We start from the raw sequence: 13,960 nt of genomic DNA on the forward strand, positions 1-13,960 counted from the left end.
GTCCGTCTGCTCACGAAGCGGCGCGGATCGTACGTCGCGAGGCACGACAGTGACCGATTCGCAACCAACCACGACGCGTCCGGCGACGATCAGCGATGTCGCGCGCGAGGCCGGCACGGGCAAGACCAGTGTGTCGCGCTACCTGAACGGCGAGACACACGTGCTGTCCACCGATCTGCGCCAGCGGATCGAATCGGCCATCGCGCGGCTCAACTACCGGCCGAACCAGATGGCGCGCGGGCTCAAGCGCGGCCGCAATCGCTTGCTCGGCATGCTCGCGGCCGACCTGACCAATCCCTATACCGTCGAAGTGCTGCAGGGCGTCGAGGCCGCGTGCCACGCGCTCGGCTACATGCCGCTGATCTGTCACGCGGCAAACGAAGTCGAGATGGAGCGCCGCTTCCTGCAGTTGCTCACGACTTACCGCGTCGAAGGGCTGATCGTCAACGCGCTCGGCGCCGACGAGGACGTGCTGCGCCCGCTGCGCGGGGCCGGCATTCCGGCCGTGCTCGTCGACCGGACGGTCGAGGGCTTCGAGGCCGACCTGATCGGCCTCGACAACGCCGACGCGATCGAGACGGCACTCGCGCACCTGGTCGAACACGGTTTCGACGCGATCCATTTCGTCGTGCAGCCGTTCGAGCGCGTCAGTTCGCGGCGCCTGCGCGAGGCTGCGTTCCGCGCGGCACTGGCGGCGCGCGGGCTGACGGTGCCGTCGACGGTCGTGCTCGACCTGAACGCGCCCGACGCAGCCACGGCGGCGCTGGCCGACATCGATGCCCGCATCGACGACGCGGCGCGGCGCGGCGCGCGCGCGGCGCTGTTCGCCGCGAACGCGCCGGTCGCGCTCGCGATCGCGCGCCACCTGCGCGCGCGGTTCGGCGCCGCATGGCAGCAGAAGGCGGCGCTGCTGTCGATCGACGACCCGGAATGGGCCGAACTGATCGGCATCACGACGATCCGCCAGCCGACCTACGAAATCGGCTACAAGGCTGTCGAATTCGTGCACGAGCGGATCGACGGCGCGGCGGGCGACGTACGCGTCTCGCTGTTGCCGGGCGAGCTGGTTGCGCGCGCGTCGACCGCAAGCTGAGTATCATTCGGGGCACGCAGCGCGCCAGATGCGCTGCCCCGAACAAGGAAATACATGACTGTCGCTCCCGTCACGCTGGCGGTGCTGATCGCCGCCACGCTGATCATCGCGCTCCTGCCGCTCGTCCTCTTCCGACTCCTGCGCAAGCCGCTGGCGCTGAACCGCCGCGACACGATCGTCGGCGTCGCCGTCTTCACGTTGTTTGCGATGATCCTCGAACGCGCGTTCCACGGGCTCGTGCTGAGCCAGACGCCGCCGGACGGCTGGCTCACGCAGCCGCTTGCGTTCGTCGCGTACAGCGCGCTCGCGACCGCCGTGTTCGAGGAAGTCGGCCGCTATCTCGGGATGCGTTTCCTGAACCGCCGCTACGGCCCGTCAGCGGGCGACAGCCGCGGAATCGGCTACGGGATCGGTCACGGTGGCGCCGAAGCATGGTTCGTCGGCGTACTCGTGTGGGGCCAGTGGTCGTATCTCGCGTGGCTCGCGAGCCGCGGCCAGCTCGAAACGCAACTCGCCGACCTGCCGGGCGATACCGTCGTGCGGCTGCACGTGATGCTTGCGACGCTGTCGGCACAGTCGATCCTGCTGTTGCTGCTCGAACGCTGCGCGGCATTCGTGCTGCAGCTTGCGCTGTCGGTGCTGGTCTGGCGCGGCGTGCGCGCCGGCCGCGCGGGCGTGTTGCCGCTCGCGATCGTGCTGCATGCGCTGGCGGCTGCGCCGGCATTGCTGTATCAGGTTCGCGTGCTGCCGGCCGGCTGGGTCGAGGCCGCGCATTTCATGCTGGCCGCGATCCTGGCCGTCGTGCTGGTGAAGGTGTGCCGGCCGTCGCAATCGGCAGCCTGACGGGAGAGACGGAATGGATGACTATCTGATCGAATGCCAGAGCGCGGAATTCGACGCGCTTGCCCGCGTGATTTGCGAGCTCTTTCCGGAGCAGACGCGTTTTGCCGAAAGCAGCGACGCCCGCGGGCGCTTCCTGTCCGTTCACTGGCTCGCGATGCGTTTCGGCTCGACGCCGAAGCGGATGACGCTCGATATCCGTATCGTGCCGGCCGCGCTCGCGCGCTACCTGGCGCTCAAGGCGATGCAGCGCGCACGCAGCCATGCGGTGCTGCATGCGTATACGGAAGCGATGCTCGGGTCGCTCGAGGAGCGTCACGCGGCCGGTGAGGCCGTCGAGCGCGACGCGGAACTCGAACTCGACGAAGACTTTGCGTGACCGTTCGCGCCGGCGCCATGCCGGCGCGTCGCATTACGCGTCGCGGTAAACCTGCGCGAAGCGCTGCGCCTGCACGACACCGTAGTCGCCGGGCGCATACTGCATCACCCAGTCGCCGGCGACGCCGCGCAGCATGTCGCCGTTTTCCGAGCGGGCGATCGTGAAGGGCTCGTCCATCCGGCGGGCGAGCACGACGGCAGGCCGGTTCCGGTAGTCGCCCGGTTCGCCGTGCGCGAGCGCCGGATCGGCGGGCAGGTATTTGGCGTCGAAGCGCGCGCGCGACACGACCCAGCGGTCGCCGGTCGAGCCCGTGATCAGCGCGTCGCCCGCGGCATAGCGGTTCGGGCCTTCGAGGCTCATCAATTCGCCGTCGGCCTCCGCGAAGGACACGGCGACGGTTTCGTCCTTGACGACGCGGCGGGCCTGCGGATCGGTACGCAGGTCGAGGTGCTTGAGTTCGAGCATGGCGGGGAAGTGCGGGAAAGCTGGAAAGCCCGGAGCTTATCCCGAATCCGGCGCGCCGTGTGACGCGCCGGTCGCCTGGCGTGGCGCGGCGCCGTTCGGCCCGGACGGGCGGTACGGCGCCTGCGGGGAGGGCGTCAGGGCTGCGCGGGTGCGCTGGCGGCCGGTGCGGCTGCCGCCTTGGCTTCCTTGCCTTTCGTCTTGCCCTTGCCGCGGTGTTCGCCGCCGTGGTGCAGCCAGCTGCGGAACGTCGTGTCGGCCAGCGCCTTCTGGTCGGCCGGGAAGCTCTCGTAGAGCGGCGCAAAGGCGTCGGCGAGCTTCTTTGCGCCGTCGGCGTTGGCCTGCGACAGTTCCGCGTACTGTTTCATGTCGTCGAGTGCGGAGACGTCGTGCTTGGCCATCCGTTCGCGATAGAGGCGCCCCATCGTGTCGCCGTTGTCGCGCATCGTGTCGGCGAACGTCTTCCACTGCGGTTCCTGCGCCGACGTGATCTTCAACTGGTCGTGCAGGTACTTGATGCGCTGCTCGACGCGCGCTTCGTGGCGCGCCTCGCGCTGCTCGGCGCTCGGGGCCGAAGCCGCGGCCGTCGTGGCCTGGGCGGGCGCTTGCGGCTGTGCCGGGGTTTGCGCGAACGCGCTGGCCGCAACCGCGAGCGTCGCGAGGGTGAGCGAGATTTTCTTCATGATTGGCTCTCCGGGGTGGTGTCTTGCGAGCGGGCGCGGCGGCAATTGCCGCAAGCGCGCTTCTCGCGTCGCCTGCTATTAGTAGCACGTTGCGTGCGGCGCGGCAGTGAATGCGACACTTGCTTACATCCGATACGAATCGAAATTGAAAGGGATATCGCGGGTCGACACGGGGCCCGCGATGGTGCGGCGCGTACCGGCACCCGGCGCGGAAAGTGGGCGGCAAGTGCGATCCGGATGCGGTCGTGGCGCACGGACAAGGCAGCGCCACTGCATGACGGCGCGCGATCGCGCAGTCGTGCGATGCCGTTTGGGCGTACCGGCGTTCGGCGCTATCATCGCGTCACATTCCACTTAGCCGGCGCGTGTCGCGCCGGCCCAGCCTCATGCGTCCACCCCGCCTCGACCAACTCGACGATCTCGACCGGCAACTCGTCGCGCTGTTGCAAGCCGATGCGCGCGCAAGCGTCGCGGATCTCGCGCGCCAGCTCGACGTCGCGCGCACGACGGTCGTCGCACGCATCGCGCGGCTCGAACGCACCAACGTGATCGCCGGCTATAGCGTCCGGCTCGGGCAGGACGTGCTCGACGCGAGCATTTACGCGTATGTCGGCATCATCCTCACGCCGAAGTTCGGCAAGGATGTGTTGCGCAAGCTCGACCGGATGCCCGAAGTGCAGTTGCTTTGTGCGGTGAGCGGCGAGTACGACTACGTCGCGTGGCTGCGTGCCGATTCGCCCGAACGGCTCAACGACCTGCTCGACCAGATCGGCACGCTCGAAGGCGTCGAACGCACGACCACGTCGATCATTCTTTCACGCAAGATCGACCGCGGGACGATCGGCGGCTGACGCTCAAGCGCGGTGTTCGTCGCGCGGCGCATGTCGCGCCGGTGTATCGGCCCGGCTGTCGGGTTCCGACGCGGCGGCCGGCCGCGCCAGCGGAATCCGCACCGAGATGCGCAACCCGCGCGATTCCGCTTCGTCCGCATACGCGAGCATGATGCGGGCGCCCAACCGGTCCGCGACGATCTTCACGATCGACAGGCCGAGCCCGGAGCCGATCTGCGCGTTGCCGGGCACCCGGTAGAACGGATCGAACACGCGCTCGCGCTCGTGCGGCGCGATACCCGGGCCGGTATCGGAGATCGTCACGCCTACGTGCGTGCCGGTCCGCTGCGTCGACAGGTCCACGCGGCCGCCCGGCGGCGTGTAGCGGATCGCGTTGTCGACCAGGTTCATCACGAGCGACGCGAGTTCGAGCTCGTCGGCGGGTACGGAGGCGTCCGGGCCGTCCTCGATGCCGATGTCGATCGTTTTCGCTTCCGCGAGCGGCATCAGGTCTTCCAGCACGCGGCGATAGACCGCATGTACCGACACGTTGCCGGGCGGCGCGGCCGGCGCGCTTTGCGCCCGTGCTAGCGCAAGCAACTGCCCGATCAGGTGGCGGCTGCGATCGAGCCCGCCGCGCAGCGCGGCGAGCCGCGCGCGCGCATCGTCCGGCAGGTCGGCATCGGCGAGGCGCTCTGCCTGCAGCGACATCGCCGTGAGCGGCGAGCGCAGTTCGTGTGCGGCGTCGGCGACGAAGCGGCGCTGCGCGGCGACCGACTGCGCGACGCGCTCCAGCATCCGGTTGATCGCGACGACGAACGGCCGCACCTCGACCGGCACGCGTTCGGCCGGCACCGGGCGCAGGTCGTGCTCGTCGCGCGCATCGATGCCGGCGGACAGCGCGGCCACCGGGCGGAACAGCTTGCGCACGAGATCGGCGACGAGCAGCAGCAGGATCGGGACGAGGATCAGCAGCGGCAACGCGGTGCGCCACGCGCTTTCGCGAGCGACGTCGTCGCGCATGCCGGCTTCCTGCGCGACCGCGATGCGCTCGCCGTTCGCGAAGGTCCGGACCATCACGCGATACGTGCTGCCGCCTGCATCGACCGTATGCAGTCCGTCGGCGAGTGTCGGCGCCAGCGCGAGCCGCGGCATGCCGTCGCTGCCCGGCTGCGGTGCGCCGCCGAGCGGCTGCACGAACACGCGCGACAGCTCGTCGCTTTCGCGTGCGGGTGCGCCGGCGGCGGCATGGAGCGAGGGCGCTCGCGAGTGGTCGAGCAGTGTCGCGACCTCGCGTAGCACGTCGTCCTGCAGTTCGTGCGCTTCGTCGAATGCCGACGAGAACGCGAACGCGGCCGCGGCCGTCGCGACGACCAGGATCGCGGCCGACAGCGCGACCGACAGGCGAAACCCGATCGATTCGCTCAGGCGTTTCTTGAAACCATCCATCCCGCACCCCTGACGTTCTTGATCACGGTGCTGCCGAGCTTGCGGCGCAGCGAATGGATCAGAAATTCGACCGCGTTGCTTTCGACTTCCTCGCCCCAGCCGTACAGGCGATCCTCGAGTTCGCGCCGCGACAGGATCGCGCCCGGGCGCACCAGCAGTGCGCGCAACAGCGAGAATTCGCGATTCGACAGCGGCACCGGTGCGTGCCCGTCGACCACGGCCTCGCGCGTTGTGGGGTCGAGCGACACGATCCCGTTGCTCAGCAGCGGCGCGGCGGAACCGGCCCGGCGCCGGATCGCGACGCGAATCCGCGCAAGCAGCTCGGCCATCTCGAACGGCTTCACGATGTAGTCGTCGGCGCCGCCGTCGAGGCCGGCCAGACGATCGTCGAGCCCGTCGCGCGCGGTGACGATCAGCAGCGGCGCGCCGGCGTCCTTCGCGCGGATGGCGGCCAGCACGTCGAGCCCGTCGCGGCCGGGCAGGCCGAGGTCGAGCAGGACCAGGTCGTAGGGCTGTGAGGCGAACGCGGTCAACGCGTGCACGCCGTCGGTGACCCAGTCGGTGGCGTATGACGCGTCTTTCAGCGCGGCATGGACGGCCTCGCCGATCATCGGGTCGTCTTCGACGAGCAGTATTCGCATGCGTGTTCTCCGTGCCGCGCCAACGCCGCCAGCGTATGCGATTCCCGCACGGGCGTCACGTGCCGCGCGCGCGGCGTCCTTATTTGCCGCTGAACCGGTCGAGGACCGTGAGCAGGTTCTTCATCGCGGCAGCCGAATCGGCCTGGGTCGGATGGTCGGCACGCAGCGCGGAAAGCGCGCGGTCGATCTCCTGGTCGACCATGTGCCAGTCGGCGGCGGCGCGCGGCTTGAGGCCGGCTTCGGCCGAGTCCCACGCGATCTCGAGATCCTTGATGCGCGTTTTCGCGCCGGGCAGGTCGCCCTTGGCGACGCGCGTGTTCACGTCGACGGCGATCGTGCGGAACTGCGACAGGTCGCCGAGTTTCGATGCGTGGGTCGCAGCAGGCGATGCGGAGGCCGAGGCGGGCGCCGAAGTCGATGCATTCGCATCCTGCTGCTTCGAGCAGCCGGCGGCGCCCAGCAGCGCAATCGCGGCCGCGGCAACGGCGAGACGGGAAACGGGATGGGGGATGCGCATGGCGTGTCCTCGATTCGATGAACGGGAAGAACGAAACAAACGGAAAGGAAGGGGCGTCAGTCGGCGGTACCGGCGCGCGTGCGCGGGCCGCCGCCGAACTGCGCGACGGCGACGAGCAGCACGATCACGGTCAGGAACAGCAGGCTCGTCCAGGCGGCGCCGAAGCCGAGCCCGCCATAGGTGCGCGCCTGCGTGAGCAGGTCGCCGAGCGACGCGCCGAACGGGCGCGTCAGGATGTACGCGATCCAGAACGCGAGCACCGCATCGACGCCGAGCCGCCAGATCGCGAACACGGCCGCGATCAATGCGCCGAAGCACAGCGCGCCGAGCGTGAAGCCGAGCCCGAGCGCCTCGGTTGCGAGATCGCCCGCGGCGGTGCCCAGTGCGAACGTGCAGAGGATCGCGGCCCAGTAGAACAGCTCGCGCCGCGGCGTGACGATCGTGTCGATCGACAGCGTGCCTTCGACGCGATGCCACACGAAGAAGATCGCGGCGAGCGCGACGGCAAATGCGGCGGTACTCGCATAGAGACTGACGTTCAGGCCGTCGGTGAGCAGGTCGGTGATCTGCGTGCCAACGATGCTGACCAGCACCACCGTGAGCCAGTAGATCCATGGCACGTAGCGGCGCGTGCGCAACTGCAGCCACAGCGCGATCGCGAGCAGCGACGCCATTGCGACGCGCGTGACGGTCTGGCCGAGTCCCGCGTTGACCGCGAGAAAGTCCGCGCCGGTTTCGCCGACCGTGGTCGACATGATCTTGATGATCCAGAACGAGAGCGCGACGTCGGGCACCTTGTTCAGCCAGTGCGGCGTGCGATGAGCGGGCAGGGATTGCATGCGATGCCTCCTGGGCAAGCGGGTGGTCGGCATGCAGTCTGAAACGGAAGACTTAGGCCAGCCATAGCGAGGCCGGCAGCGGGGAAAAAATCTCGTTTCGACATTTCGACGAAATGTGTCGTCGAAACGTCGAATTTATAGGTCGTTTCGCATCATTCTTCGTCTTGGAACTGATTTTGCGCGTCCCTAAACTGTGTTCATGGCTCAACGCCGCTCACAACACCCACCCATCATCAGGAGATAAGCGCATGAAAATCGCCATCGTCGGCGCAGGTCTGATCGGCCACACCATTGCTCACATGCTGCGTGAAACGGGCGACTACGAAGTCGTCGCGTTCGACCGTGATGCGGATGCGCTTGCGAAGCTGTCGCGCGAAGGCATCGCGACGCAACGGGTCGATTCGGCCGACGCGAATGCGATTCGCGAAGCCGTGAAGGGCTTCGATGCGCTCGTCAACGCGCTGCCTTACTACCTCGCGGTCAACGTTGCCGCTGCCGCGAAGGCTGCCGGCGTCCACTACTTCGACCTGACCGAAGACGTGCGCGCGACCCATGCGATCCGCGAACTGGCCGAAGGCTCCGACCGTGCGTTCATGCCGCAGTGCGGCCTCGCACCGGGCTTCATCGGTCTCGCCGCACACGAACTGGTGAACGGCTTCAGCGAAGTGCGCGACGTGAAGATGCGCGTCGGCGCGCTGCCCGAGTACCCGACCAACGCGCTGAAGTACAACCTGACGTGGAGCGTCGACGGCCTGATCAACGAATACTGCCAGCCGTGCGAAGCGATCCGCGACGGCCGCAAGCAATGGGTGCAGCCGCTCGAAGGCCTCGAGCACTTCTCGCTGGACGGCACCGAATACGAAGCGTTCAACACGTCGGGCGGCCTGGGCACGCTGTGCGAGACGCTGTCGGGCAAGGTCGAGACGCTCGACTACAAGTCGGTGCGCTATCCGGGCCACCGCGATCTCGTGCAGTTCCTGCTCGAAGACCTGCGCCTGTCGACCGACCGCGACACGCTGAAGTCGATCATGCGCCGCGCGGTGCCGTCGACGAAACAGGACGTCGTGCTCGTGTTCATCACGGTGACGGGCGTGAAGGACGGCCAACTGGTGCAGGACGTGTTCACCCGCAAGATTTTCGCGAAGGACGTGTGCGGGATGCACATGAGCGCGATCCAGATCACGACGGCCGGCGCGATGTGCGCGGTGCTGGATCTGTTCCGCGAAAAGAAGCTGCCGCAGAGCGGTTTCATCCCGCAGGAAAAGGTGTCGTTGAAGGCGTTCCTGTCGAACCGCTTCGGCAAGCTGTACGAAGGCGGCACGATGGAGCGCGTGCACGCGGTGGCCTGACCGCCCGCCAGCCTCAGGCACGAGGGCCGTACGACGCCGGGAGCGCAGCAGCGCTTCCGGCGTTGTTTTTTGCGGGGAACGAGGAAGTAACCGGTCAGGCCGGCAGCGGCGGGACGATCGTGGCTACCGGCGGAGGCGGCGCGATGCGGTACAGCAGCGCATCGACGTCGGCATCGGATGGCGCGGTGTTGTCGAACATCACGATGCCGTCGCATTCGTGGCCGGTCGGCACGAAGCGGCGCTGCCGGTATTCGTCCCAGTGCGCGAGCTTGTACGCATCGTTCGGATTGCCGCGCGCGACGATCCGCTGGTGCGCGACGTCCTCCGACGTGTGGACCCAGACGACCGTCAGTGTGACGTCGGGCGCGATGCCGAGCCACGCGCGGTCGAGAATGCGGCGATCGCGCACTTCGCGCGACAGCGGGCCGACCACGAGCGCGCCGATGCCGAGCGCGAGATTTTCGCGGGCGGTGTCGAGCAGGCCCTGGTATTCGGGATCGCGCAGGTGCTTCAGGTAGAGCGGGCTGTCGCGGTCGTTCGGATCCTCGGTGAGCGCGCCCATCGCGGCCGAACTGTAGCGGCCGTACAGCGTGTCCTTGTCGAGCAGGCAGAAGGCCTCGCCGGTCGCGCGCATCAGCGGCCCGATGAGCCGCTTCGCGAGCGTGGTCTTGCCGGTGCCGGCGTGACCGCAGAAGAACACCAGGTGCGTCACGAAGCCTTGCCTCCCGAGCGCGAGCTCGACGCGCCGTTGCGCTTGTCGCCTCGCGAGAAGACTTCCGCTTCCAGCCACATCGCGTTGATGATGCCGAAGCCGAGCGCCACGCCGATGCCGAGTATCCACGAGAAATACCACATGGGTCTGTCTCCTTGACGGTTGGGCCGCACGGCCGTGCGGCTTGTGGTCCGAAGTGTCCGGGTGCGCATGCTGCGGCGCACGCAGCCCGATCATGACCAATATCGCCGTGCCGCGCAAGCCGGGCCGCCCGCGCAGCAAACCGGTAAACTGATGCGCAAACCGCAACATCACGGACAACATGCTGATCAACTGTGCTGCATACCAGGACGGCCGCAAGCTGGCCGACATCGATATCGACGCCATCAGCGACTACGTGTCGAAGCCCGAATGCTTCGTGTGGGTCGCGCTGAAGGATCCGACGCCCGACGAAATCGACCTGATGGGCGAGGAGTTCGGGCTGCACGAGCTCGCGCTCGAGGATGCCCGCAAGGGGCATCAGCGGCCGAAGATCGAGGAGTACGGCGATTCGCTGTTCGCGGTGCTGCATACGGTCGAGCTCGACGATGACGGCGAATTCAAGCTGGGCGAGCTGAACGTGTTCGTCGGCCCGAACTACGTGCTGTCGATTCGCAACCATACCGAGCAGGATTTCCGCGAAGTGCGCAAGCGCTGCGAGCGCGAGCCGCATCTGTTGCAGGAAGGCTCGGCGTTCGTGTTCTACGCGCTGATGGACCAGGTCGTCGACCGCTATTTCCCGATCCTCGAATCGCTCGGCGCCGAACTCGAGGAACTCGAGGACCGCATCTTCGCGAAGGCCACGCCCGCGTCGGCGCGCGCGATCATCGAGGATCTCTATTCGCTGAAGCGCCGGCTCGTGATGCTGCATCAGCACACGGCGCCGCTGATCGAGCCGCTCGCGAAACTCACGGGGGGACGCATCCCGCAGATATGCAACGGGATGGAGCATTACTTCCGCGACGTGTACGATCATCTGCAGCGGATCGTGAAGACGATCGAGGGGCGGCGCGAGATGGTCGTGACAGCGGTCCAGGTCAACCTCGGAATGATCTCGCTCGCCGAGAACGAGGTGACCAAGCGGCTCGGCTCGTTCGCCGCGCTGTTCGCGATACCGACGATGATCGCCGGCATCTACGGGATGAACTTCGCGAACATGCCCGAGTTGCACTTGAAATACGGGTTCTACGGCTGCATCGCCGTGATGGTCGTCGCCGACTTCGCGCTGTGGTGGCGATTCAAGCGGGCAGGGTGGCTGTAGTCTCGCTTCACGCGCGGGGCGGCGCGTGCTTGCCGACCACGACGCGCCACGGACGCACGCGCCACGATTTCACGAGGCCGTTCTGCACGTACGGATCGGCGCGCGCGAACGACTCGGCCGCCTCCGGCGAATCCCCTTCGAACACGAGCACGGCCTGGTCGGCCGGGTCCGACAGCGCGCCGGCGAGCACCAGCTCGCCGCGCTCGGTCGCAGCCTGCGCAAGCGCGAGGTGCTGGGCGCGGAACGGTTCGCGACGGGACAGATAATCGTCGACGAGTTCGTAGGTCAACTGGTAATGCATGGTGGCTCCAGGGAGAGTCGTGGCAGCCGGGCCGTCGGCGCGGCTGTCAGTCAGTCTGCTGCGGGCAGTATAGGGCAGGCGGACGATCGCGGCACAACACGAGAGGCGGCGTGCCTGCGTCTGAAACGCAACTAACGGTCTGAGCGCAATCCGTCCTGGAATCCTGGTTGCAACGCACCTTCGATGCAGCCATGTCGACATGGCTGCCCCCCGGCGGTCCATCCCTACGCCTTGTAGCCGATCGAACGCAGCAGATCCTTGCGCCAGCGGATGTCGTCGTCATTTTCGACACCGAGCGGCCCGAAGCCGTCGACGACGCCGACGATCCCGCGCCCTTGCGCGGTTTCCGCGACGATCACGTCGGTCGGGTTCGCGGTCGCGCAATAGATCCGGCAAACCTCTGGCACGGCCTTGATTGCATTGAGTACGTTGACCGGATAGAAGCCGTCGCCGAGGAACACGATGAACGCGTGGCCGGCGCCGATCGCGCTGGCGTTGCGACATGCAAGCTCGACGAGCGCCGTATCGGTGCCGGAGTGGCGCACCAGCCGCTTGCCTGACGCCTCGCAGAATGCGAGCCCGAAGCGGATGCCGGGCACGGTGCCGACCAGCGCCTCGTGGATGTCCTCGACGGACTTGATGAAATGCGACTGGCCGAGGATGAAGTTCACGGTCTCGGGTTTGTCGACGGCGACGGTGTGCAGTTGCAGCATGGCGGACCTCGTCTCGCGATGCGGCGCATGCGCCGCAATGGGCTCTTCAAGCTTAATACGCGAGCGCCGGCGACGAAAGCCGCGAGGGCGGCCTATCCTTCGTTGTGTGTGGCGCGTGCGCCGCGCGAAGCAACGGAGGCAGACATGGACGTGCGACACGGCTTCGTCGACTGCGTGGGGCGCACGCCGCTGATTCGCTTGACGAAGCTCAGCGCCGAGACGGGCTGCGAGATCCTGGGCAAGGCGGAATTCATGAATCCGGGCGGATCGGTGAAGGATCGCGCGGCACTCTACATCATCCGCGACGCCGAACGGCGTGGCGTGCTGAAGCCGGGCGGCACCGTCGTCGAGGGCACGGCGGGCAACACCGGCATCGGTCTGGCACATATCTGCGCGGCGCGCGGGTATCGCTGCGTGATCGTGATTCCCGACACGCAATCGCCGGACAAGCTGGCGATCCTGCGTACGCTCGGCGCCGAGGTGCGTCCGGTGCCGGCGGCCCCCTACCGTGACCCGAACAACTATCAGAAGATTGCCGGACGGCTCGCGGACGAACTCGACAACGCGGTGTGGGCCAATCAGTTCGACAACGTCGTCAATCGTCAGGCGCACTACGAGACGACCGGGCCCGAGATCTGGCGCGATACGGCGGGCACGATCGATGCGTTCGTCTGCGCGACCGGGACGGGCGGCACGCTGGCCGGCGTGAGCCGGTATCTGAAAGAGCAGAATCCGGACGTCCGGATCGTGCTGGCCGACCCGCCCGGCAGCGGGCTCTACGGGTACGTGAAATCGGGCGACCTCGGCGCGGAAGGCAGCTCGATCACCGAAGGCATAGGATCGACGCGCGTCACCATGAACCTTGCGGGCACGCCGATCGACGACGCCGTGCGGATCGACGATCAGCAGTGCGTGACGATGGTCTACCGGTTGCTGCGCGAGGAGGGGCTGTATGTCGGCGGTTCGAGCGGCATCAACGTCGCGGCAGCGGCGTGGCTGGCCCGCCGGATGGGCCCGGGGCACACGATCGTGACCTTGCTGTGCGACCGTGGCGACATCTATCGCGCACGGCTTTTCAATCGGGAATGGCTGCGCGAAAAGGGACTAGACCCGGGGACTGAACCCGTGAGTTGAGCCCGTTCGAGGCGCGGCGGAGGCGAGGATTCCCATCCGCCGGAATGCGACCTATGCTGAACGAATCCGGTGCGAACGCCGTTCGCCCGTTTCGCCCAGACGAGGTGTGCCATGCCTGTGTCAGCCACCCTGCAGGATTGCCTGCGTCAGAAGTCATCGCGGTACGAAGTGGTGTACCACCCCTATAGCCATACGAGCATGGAGACGGCCGCCGCCGCGCATATACCCGGCGATCGCCTCGCGAAAACCGTGCTCCTCGAAGACGACGAAGGCTACGTCGCCGCCGTATTGCCGACCACGCACGCCGTGCGCCTGTCGGATCTCTGGGTGAAGACGGGACGTCATCTCGTGCTCGCCCGTGAGGTCGAACTGCGCGAGCTGTTCAAGGATTGCGACATGGGCGCGTTGCCGCCGGTGTGCATGGCGTACGGCATGAAGACGTTTCTGGAGGAACGTCTTGCGCAGCAGCCGGAAGTCTATTTCGAGGCCGGCGACCACGAAGCGCTGATCCACATGATGCAGGATGAATTCCTGACACTGATGGAGACGGCCGAGCGTGCGCATTTCTCGCACAAGATGCAGGGCATGCACGCCTGATGCGCGCGGTGTGTGGGCGCTGGTCGGTGCGTGTCTGACGGGTCGCGCGTAGAGGCGGCAAATGGTCGCGCGATAGTTAATTCGGTATGCGAAATTATTCGAGAGATTTTTCGAATGCCGG

At 67.1% G+C, this 13,960-nt stretch carries 18 protein-coding genes; 8 read left to right on the forward strand and 10 right to left on the reverse strand.

All coding sequences use genetic code 11. From position 1 onward, the window contains the following. Positions 1 to 49: 49 nt before the first annotated feature. From HWX39_RS33455 to HWX39_RS33465, 3 genes are read left to right on the forward strand one after another with little or no spacing between them, the layout of a single operon-like run. Positions 50 to 1,093 carry a LacI family DNA-binding transcriptional regulator gene (locus tag HWX39_RS33455; RefSeq protein ID WP_175971845.1) on the forward strand — a complete coding sequence of 348 codons (1,044 nt, stop codon included), beginning with the start codon at positions 50 to 52 and terminating at the stop codon, positions 1,091 to 1,093. 54 nt (positions 1,094 to 1,147) lie between these two features. Beyond that, the gene (locus HWX39_RS33460; protein ID WP_175971846.1) at positions 1,148 to 1,936 is read left to right on the forward strand and encodes a YhfC family glutamic-type intramembrane protease; all 789 of its coding nucleotides are present in this window, start codon (positions 1,148 to 1,150) and stop codon (positions 1,934 to 1,936) included. A gap of 13 nt (positions 1,937 to 1,949) precedes the next feature. Beyond that, on the forward strand, positions 1,950 to 2,312 hold the full coding sequence (locus tag HWX39_RS33465) for a DUF3022 domain-containing protein (protein ID WP_175971847.1): 363 nt from the start codon (positions 1,950 to 1,952) through the stop codon (positions 2,310 to 2,312). A 33-nt stretch (positions 2,313 to 2,345) separates the two neighbouring features. Here HWX39_RS33465 and HWX39_RS33470 read toward each other — a convergent pair whose 3' ends face one another. Together HWX39_RS33470 and HWX39_RS33475 are read right to left on the reverse strand one after the other, a co-directional pair. Continuing rightward, complete coding sequence (locus HWX39_RS33470) at positions 2,346 to 2,777, reverse strand: PGDYG domain-containing protein (RefSeq protein ID WP_175971848.1); 432 nt, start codon at positions 2,775 to 2,777, stop codon at positions 2,346 to 2,348. A gap of 134 nt (positions 2,778 to 2,911) precedes the next feature. Continuing rightward, positions 2,912 to 3,457, reverse strand: coding sequence for a Spy/CpxP family protein refolding chaperone (locus HWX39_RS33475; protein WP_175971849.1), 546 nt, complete (start codon positions 3,455 to 3,457; stop codon positions 2,912 to 2,914). 386 nt (positions 3,458 to 3,843) lie between these two features. Here HWX39_RS33475 and HWX39_RS33480 point away from each other — a divergent pair, with 386 nt between their 5' ends. Next, the gene (locus HWX39_RS33480; protein WP_006481526.1) at positions 3,844 to 4,308 is read left to right on the forward strand and encodes an Lrp/AsnC family transcriptional regulator; all 465 of its coding nucleotides are present in this window, start codon (positions 3,844 to 3,846) and stop codon (positions 4,306 to 4,308) included. 3 nt (positions 4,309 to 4,311) lie between these two features. On the opposite strand, the gene HWX39_RS33485 is transcribed toward HWX39_RS33480, so the two are convergent. From HWX39_RS33485 to HWX39_RS33500, 4 genes are all read right to left on the reverse strand, one after another. Continuing rightward, a complete protein-coding gene (locus HWX39_RS33485; RefSeq protein WP_175971850.1) occupies positions 4,312 to 5,736 on the reverse strand; it encodes a HAMP domain-containing sensor histidine kinase in 1,425 nt (474 codons plus the stop codon). Continuing rightward, the gene (locus tag HWX39_RS33490; RefSeq protein ID WP_175971851.1) at positions 5,712 to 6,377 is read right to left on the reverse strand and encodes a response regulator transcription factor; all 666 of its coding nucleotides are present in this window, start codon (positions 6,375 to 6,377) and stop codon (positions 5,712 to 5,714) included. Before HWX39_RS33490 ends, HWX39_RS33485 begins: the two co-directional genes overlap by 25 nt. A 79-nt stretch (positions 6,378 to 6,456) precedes the next feature. After that, complete coding sequence (locus HWX39_RS33495) at positions 6,457 to 6,894, reverse strand: hypothetical protein (RefSeq protein ID WP_175971852.1); 438 nt, start codon at positions 6,892 to 6,894, stop codon at positions 6,457 to 6,459. Positions 6,895 to 6,950: 56 nt separating this feature from the next. Next, on the reverse strand, positions 6,951 to 7,733 hold the full coding sequence (locus HWX39_RS33500; protein ID WP_175971853.1) for a hypothetical protein: 783 nt from the start codon (positions 7,731 to 7,733) through the stop codon (positions 6,951 to 6,953). Between the two features lie 248 nt (positions 7,734 to 7,981). Here HWX39_RS33500 and HWX39_RS33505 point away from each other — a divergent pair, with 248 nt between their 5' ends. Next, positions 7,982 to 9,082, forward strand: a complete 1,101-nt coding sequence (locus HWX39_RS33505) for a saccharopine dehydrogenase C-terminal domain-containing protein (RefSeq protein ID WP_011352168.1) — start codon at positions 7,982 to 7,984, stop codon at positions 9,080 to 9,082. 94 nt (positions 9,083 to 9,176) lie between these two features. Here the strand turns inward: HWX39_RS33505 and HWX39_RS33510 are convergent, their stop codons facing one another. Together HWX39_RS33510 and cydX are read right to left on the reverse strand one after the other, a co-directional pair. After that, positions 9,177 to 9,794, reverse strand: coding sequence for an ATP-binding protein (locus HWX39_RS33510; RefSeq protein WP_175971854.1), 618 nt, complete (start codon positions 9,792 to 9,794; stop codon positions 9,177 to 9,179). Then, positions 9,791 to 9,937 (reverse strand): cytochrome bd-I oxidase subunit CydX, encoded by a 147-nt coding sequence (gene cydX / locus HWX39_RS33515; RefSeq protein ID WP_175971855.1) that lies wholly within the window; start codon positions 9,935 to 9,937, stop codon positions 9,791 to 9,793. Before cydX ends, HWX39_RS33510 begins: the two co-directional genes overlap by 4 nt. Positions 9,938 to 10,116: 179 nt before the next feature. Between cydX and corA the strand changes: the two genes are divergently transcribed. Beyond that, complete coding sequence (gene corA, locus HWX39_RS33520; RefSeq protein ID WP_175971856.1) at positions 10,117 to 11,094, forward strand: magnesium/cobalt transporter CorA; 978 nt, start codon at positions 10,117 to 10,119, stop codon at positions 11,092 to 11,094. 7 nt (positions 11,095 to 11,101) lie between these two features. Here the strand turns inward: corA and HWX39_RS33525 are convergent, their stop codons facing one another. Next, positions 11,102 to 11,395 (reverse strand): YciI-like protein, encoded by a 294-nt coding sequence (locus tag HWX39_RS33525; protein ID WP_039357977.1) that lies wholly within the window; start codon positions 11,393 to 11,395, stop codon positions 11,102 to 11,104. 224 nt (positions 11,396 to 11,619) lie between these two features. Beyond that, a complete protein-coding gene (locus tag HWX39_RS33530) occupies positions 11,620 to 12,108 on the reverse strand; it encodes an adenosine-specific kinase (protein ID WP_175971857.1) in 489 nt (162 codons plus the stop codon). Between the two features lie 144 nt (positions 12,109 to 12,252). Between HWX39_RS33530 and HWX39_RS33535 the strand changes: the two genes are divergently transcribed. Further along, positions 12,253 to 13,242: a cysteine synthase A gene (locus HWX39_RS33535; RefSeq protein WP_175971858.1), complete on the forward strand. Its 990-nt coding sequence runs from the start codon at positions 12,253 to 12,255 to the stop codon at positions 13,240 to 13,242. Positions 13,243 to 13,353: 111 nt separating this feature from the next. Next, positions 13,354 to 13,839, forward strand: a complete 486-nt coding sequence (locus tag HWX39_RS33540; RefSeq protein ID WP_175956115.1) for a YbaK/EbsC family protein — start codon at positions 13,354 to 13,356, stop codon at positions 13,837 to 13,839. The last annotated feature ends 121 nt before the right edge of the window (positions 13,840 to 13,960 follow it).

Origin of the sequence: Burkholderia sp. BCC0322 (assembly GCF_902833045.1) — a bacterium.
Lineage (GTDB): Bacteria > Pseudomonadota > Gammaproteobacteria > Burkholderiales > Burkholderiaceae > Burkholderia.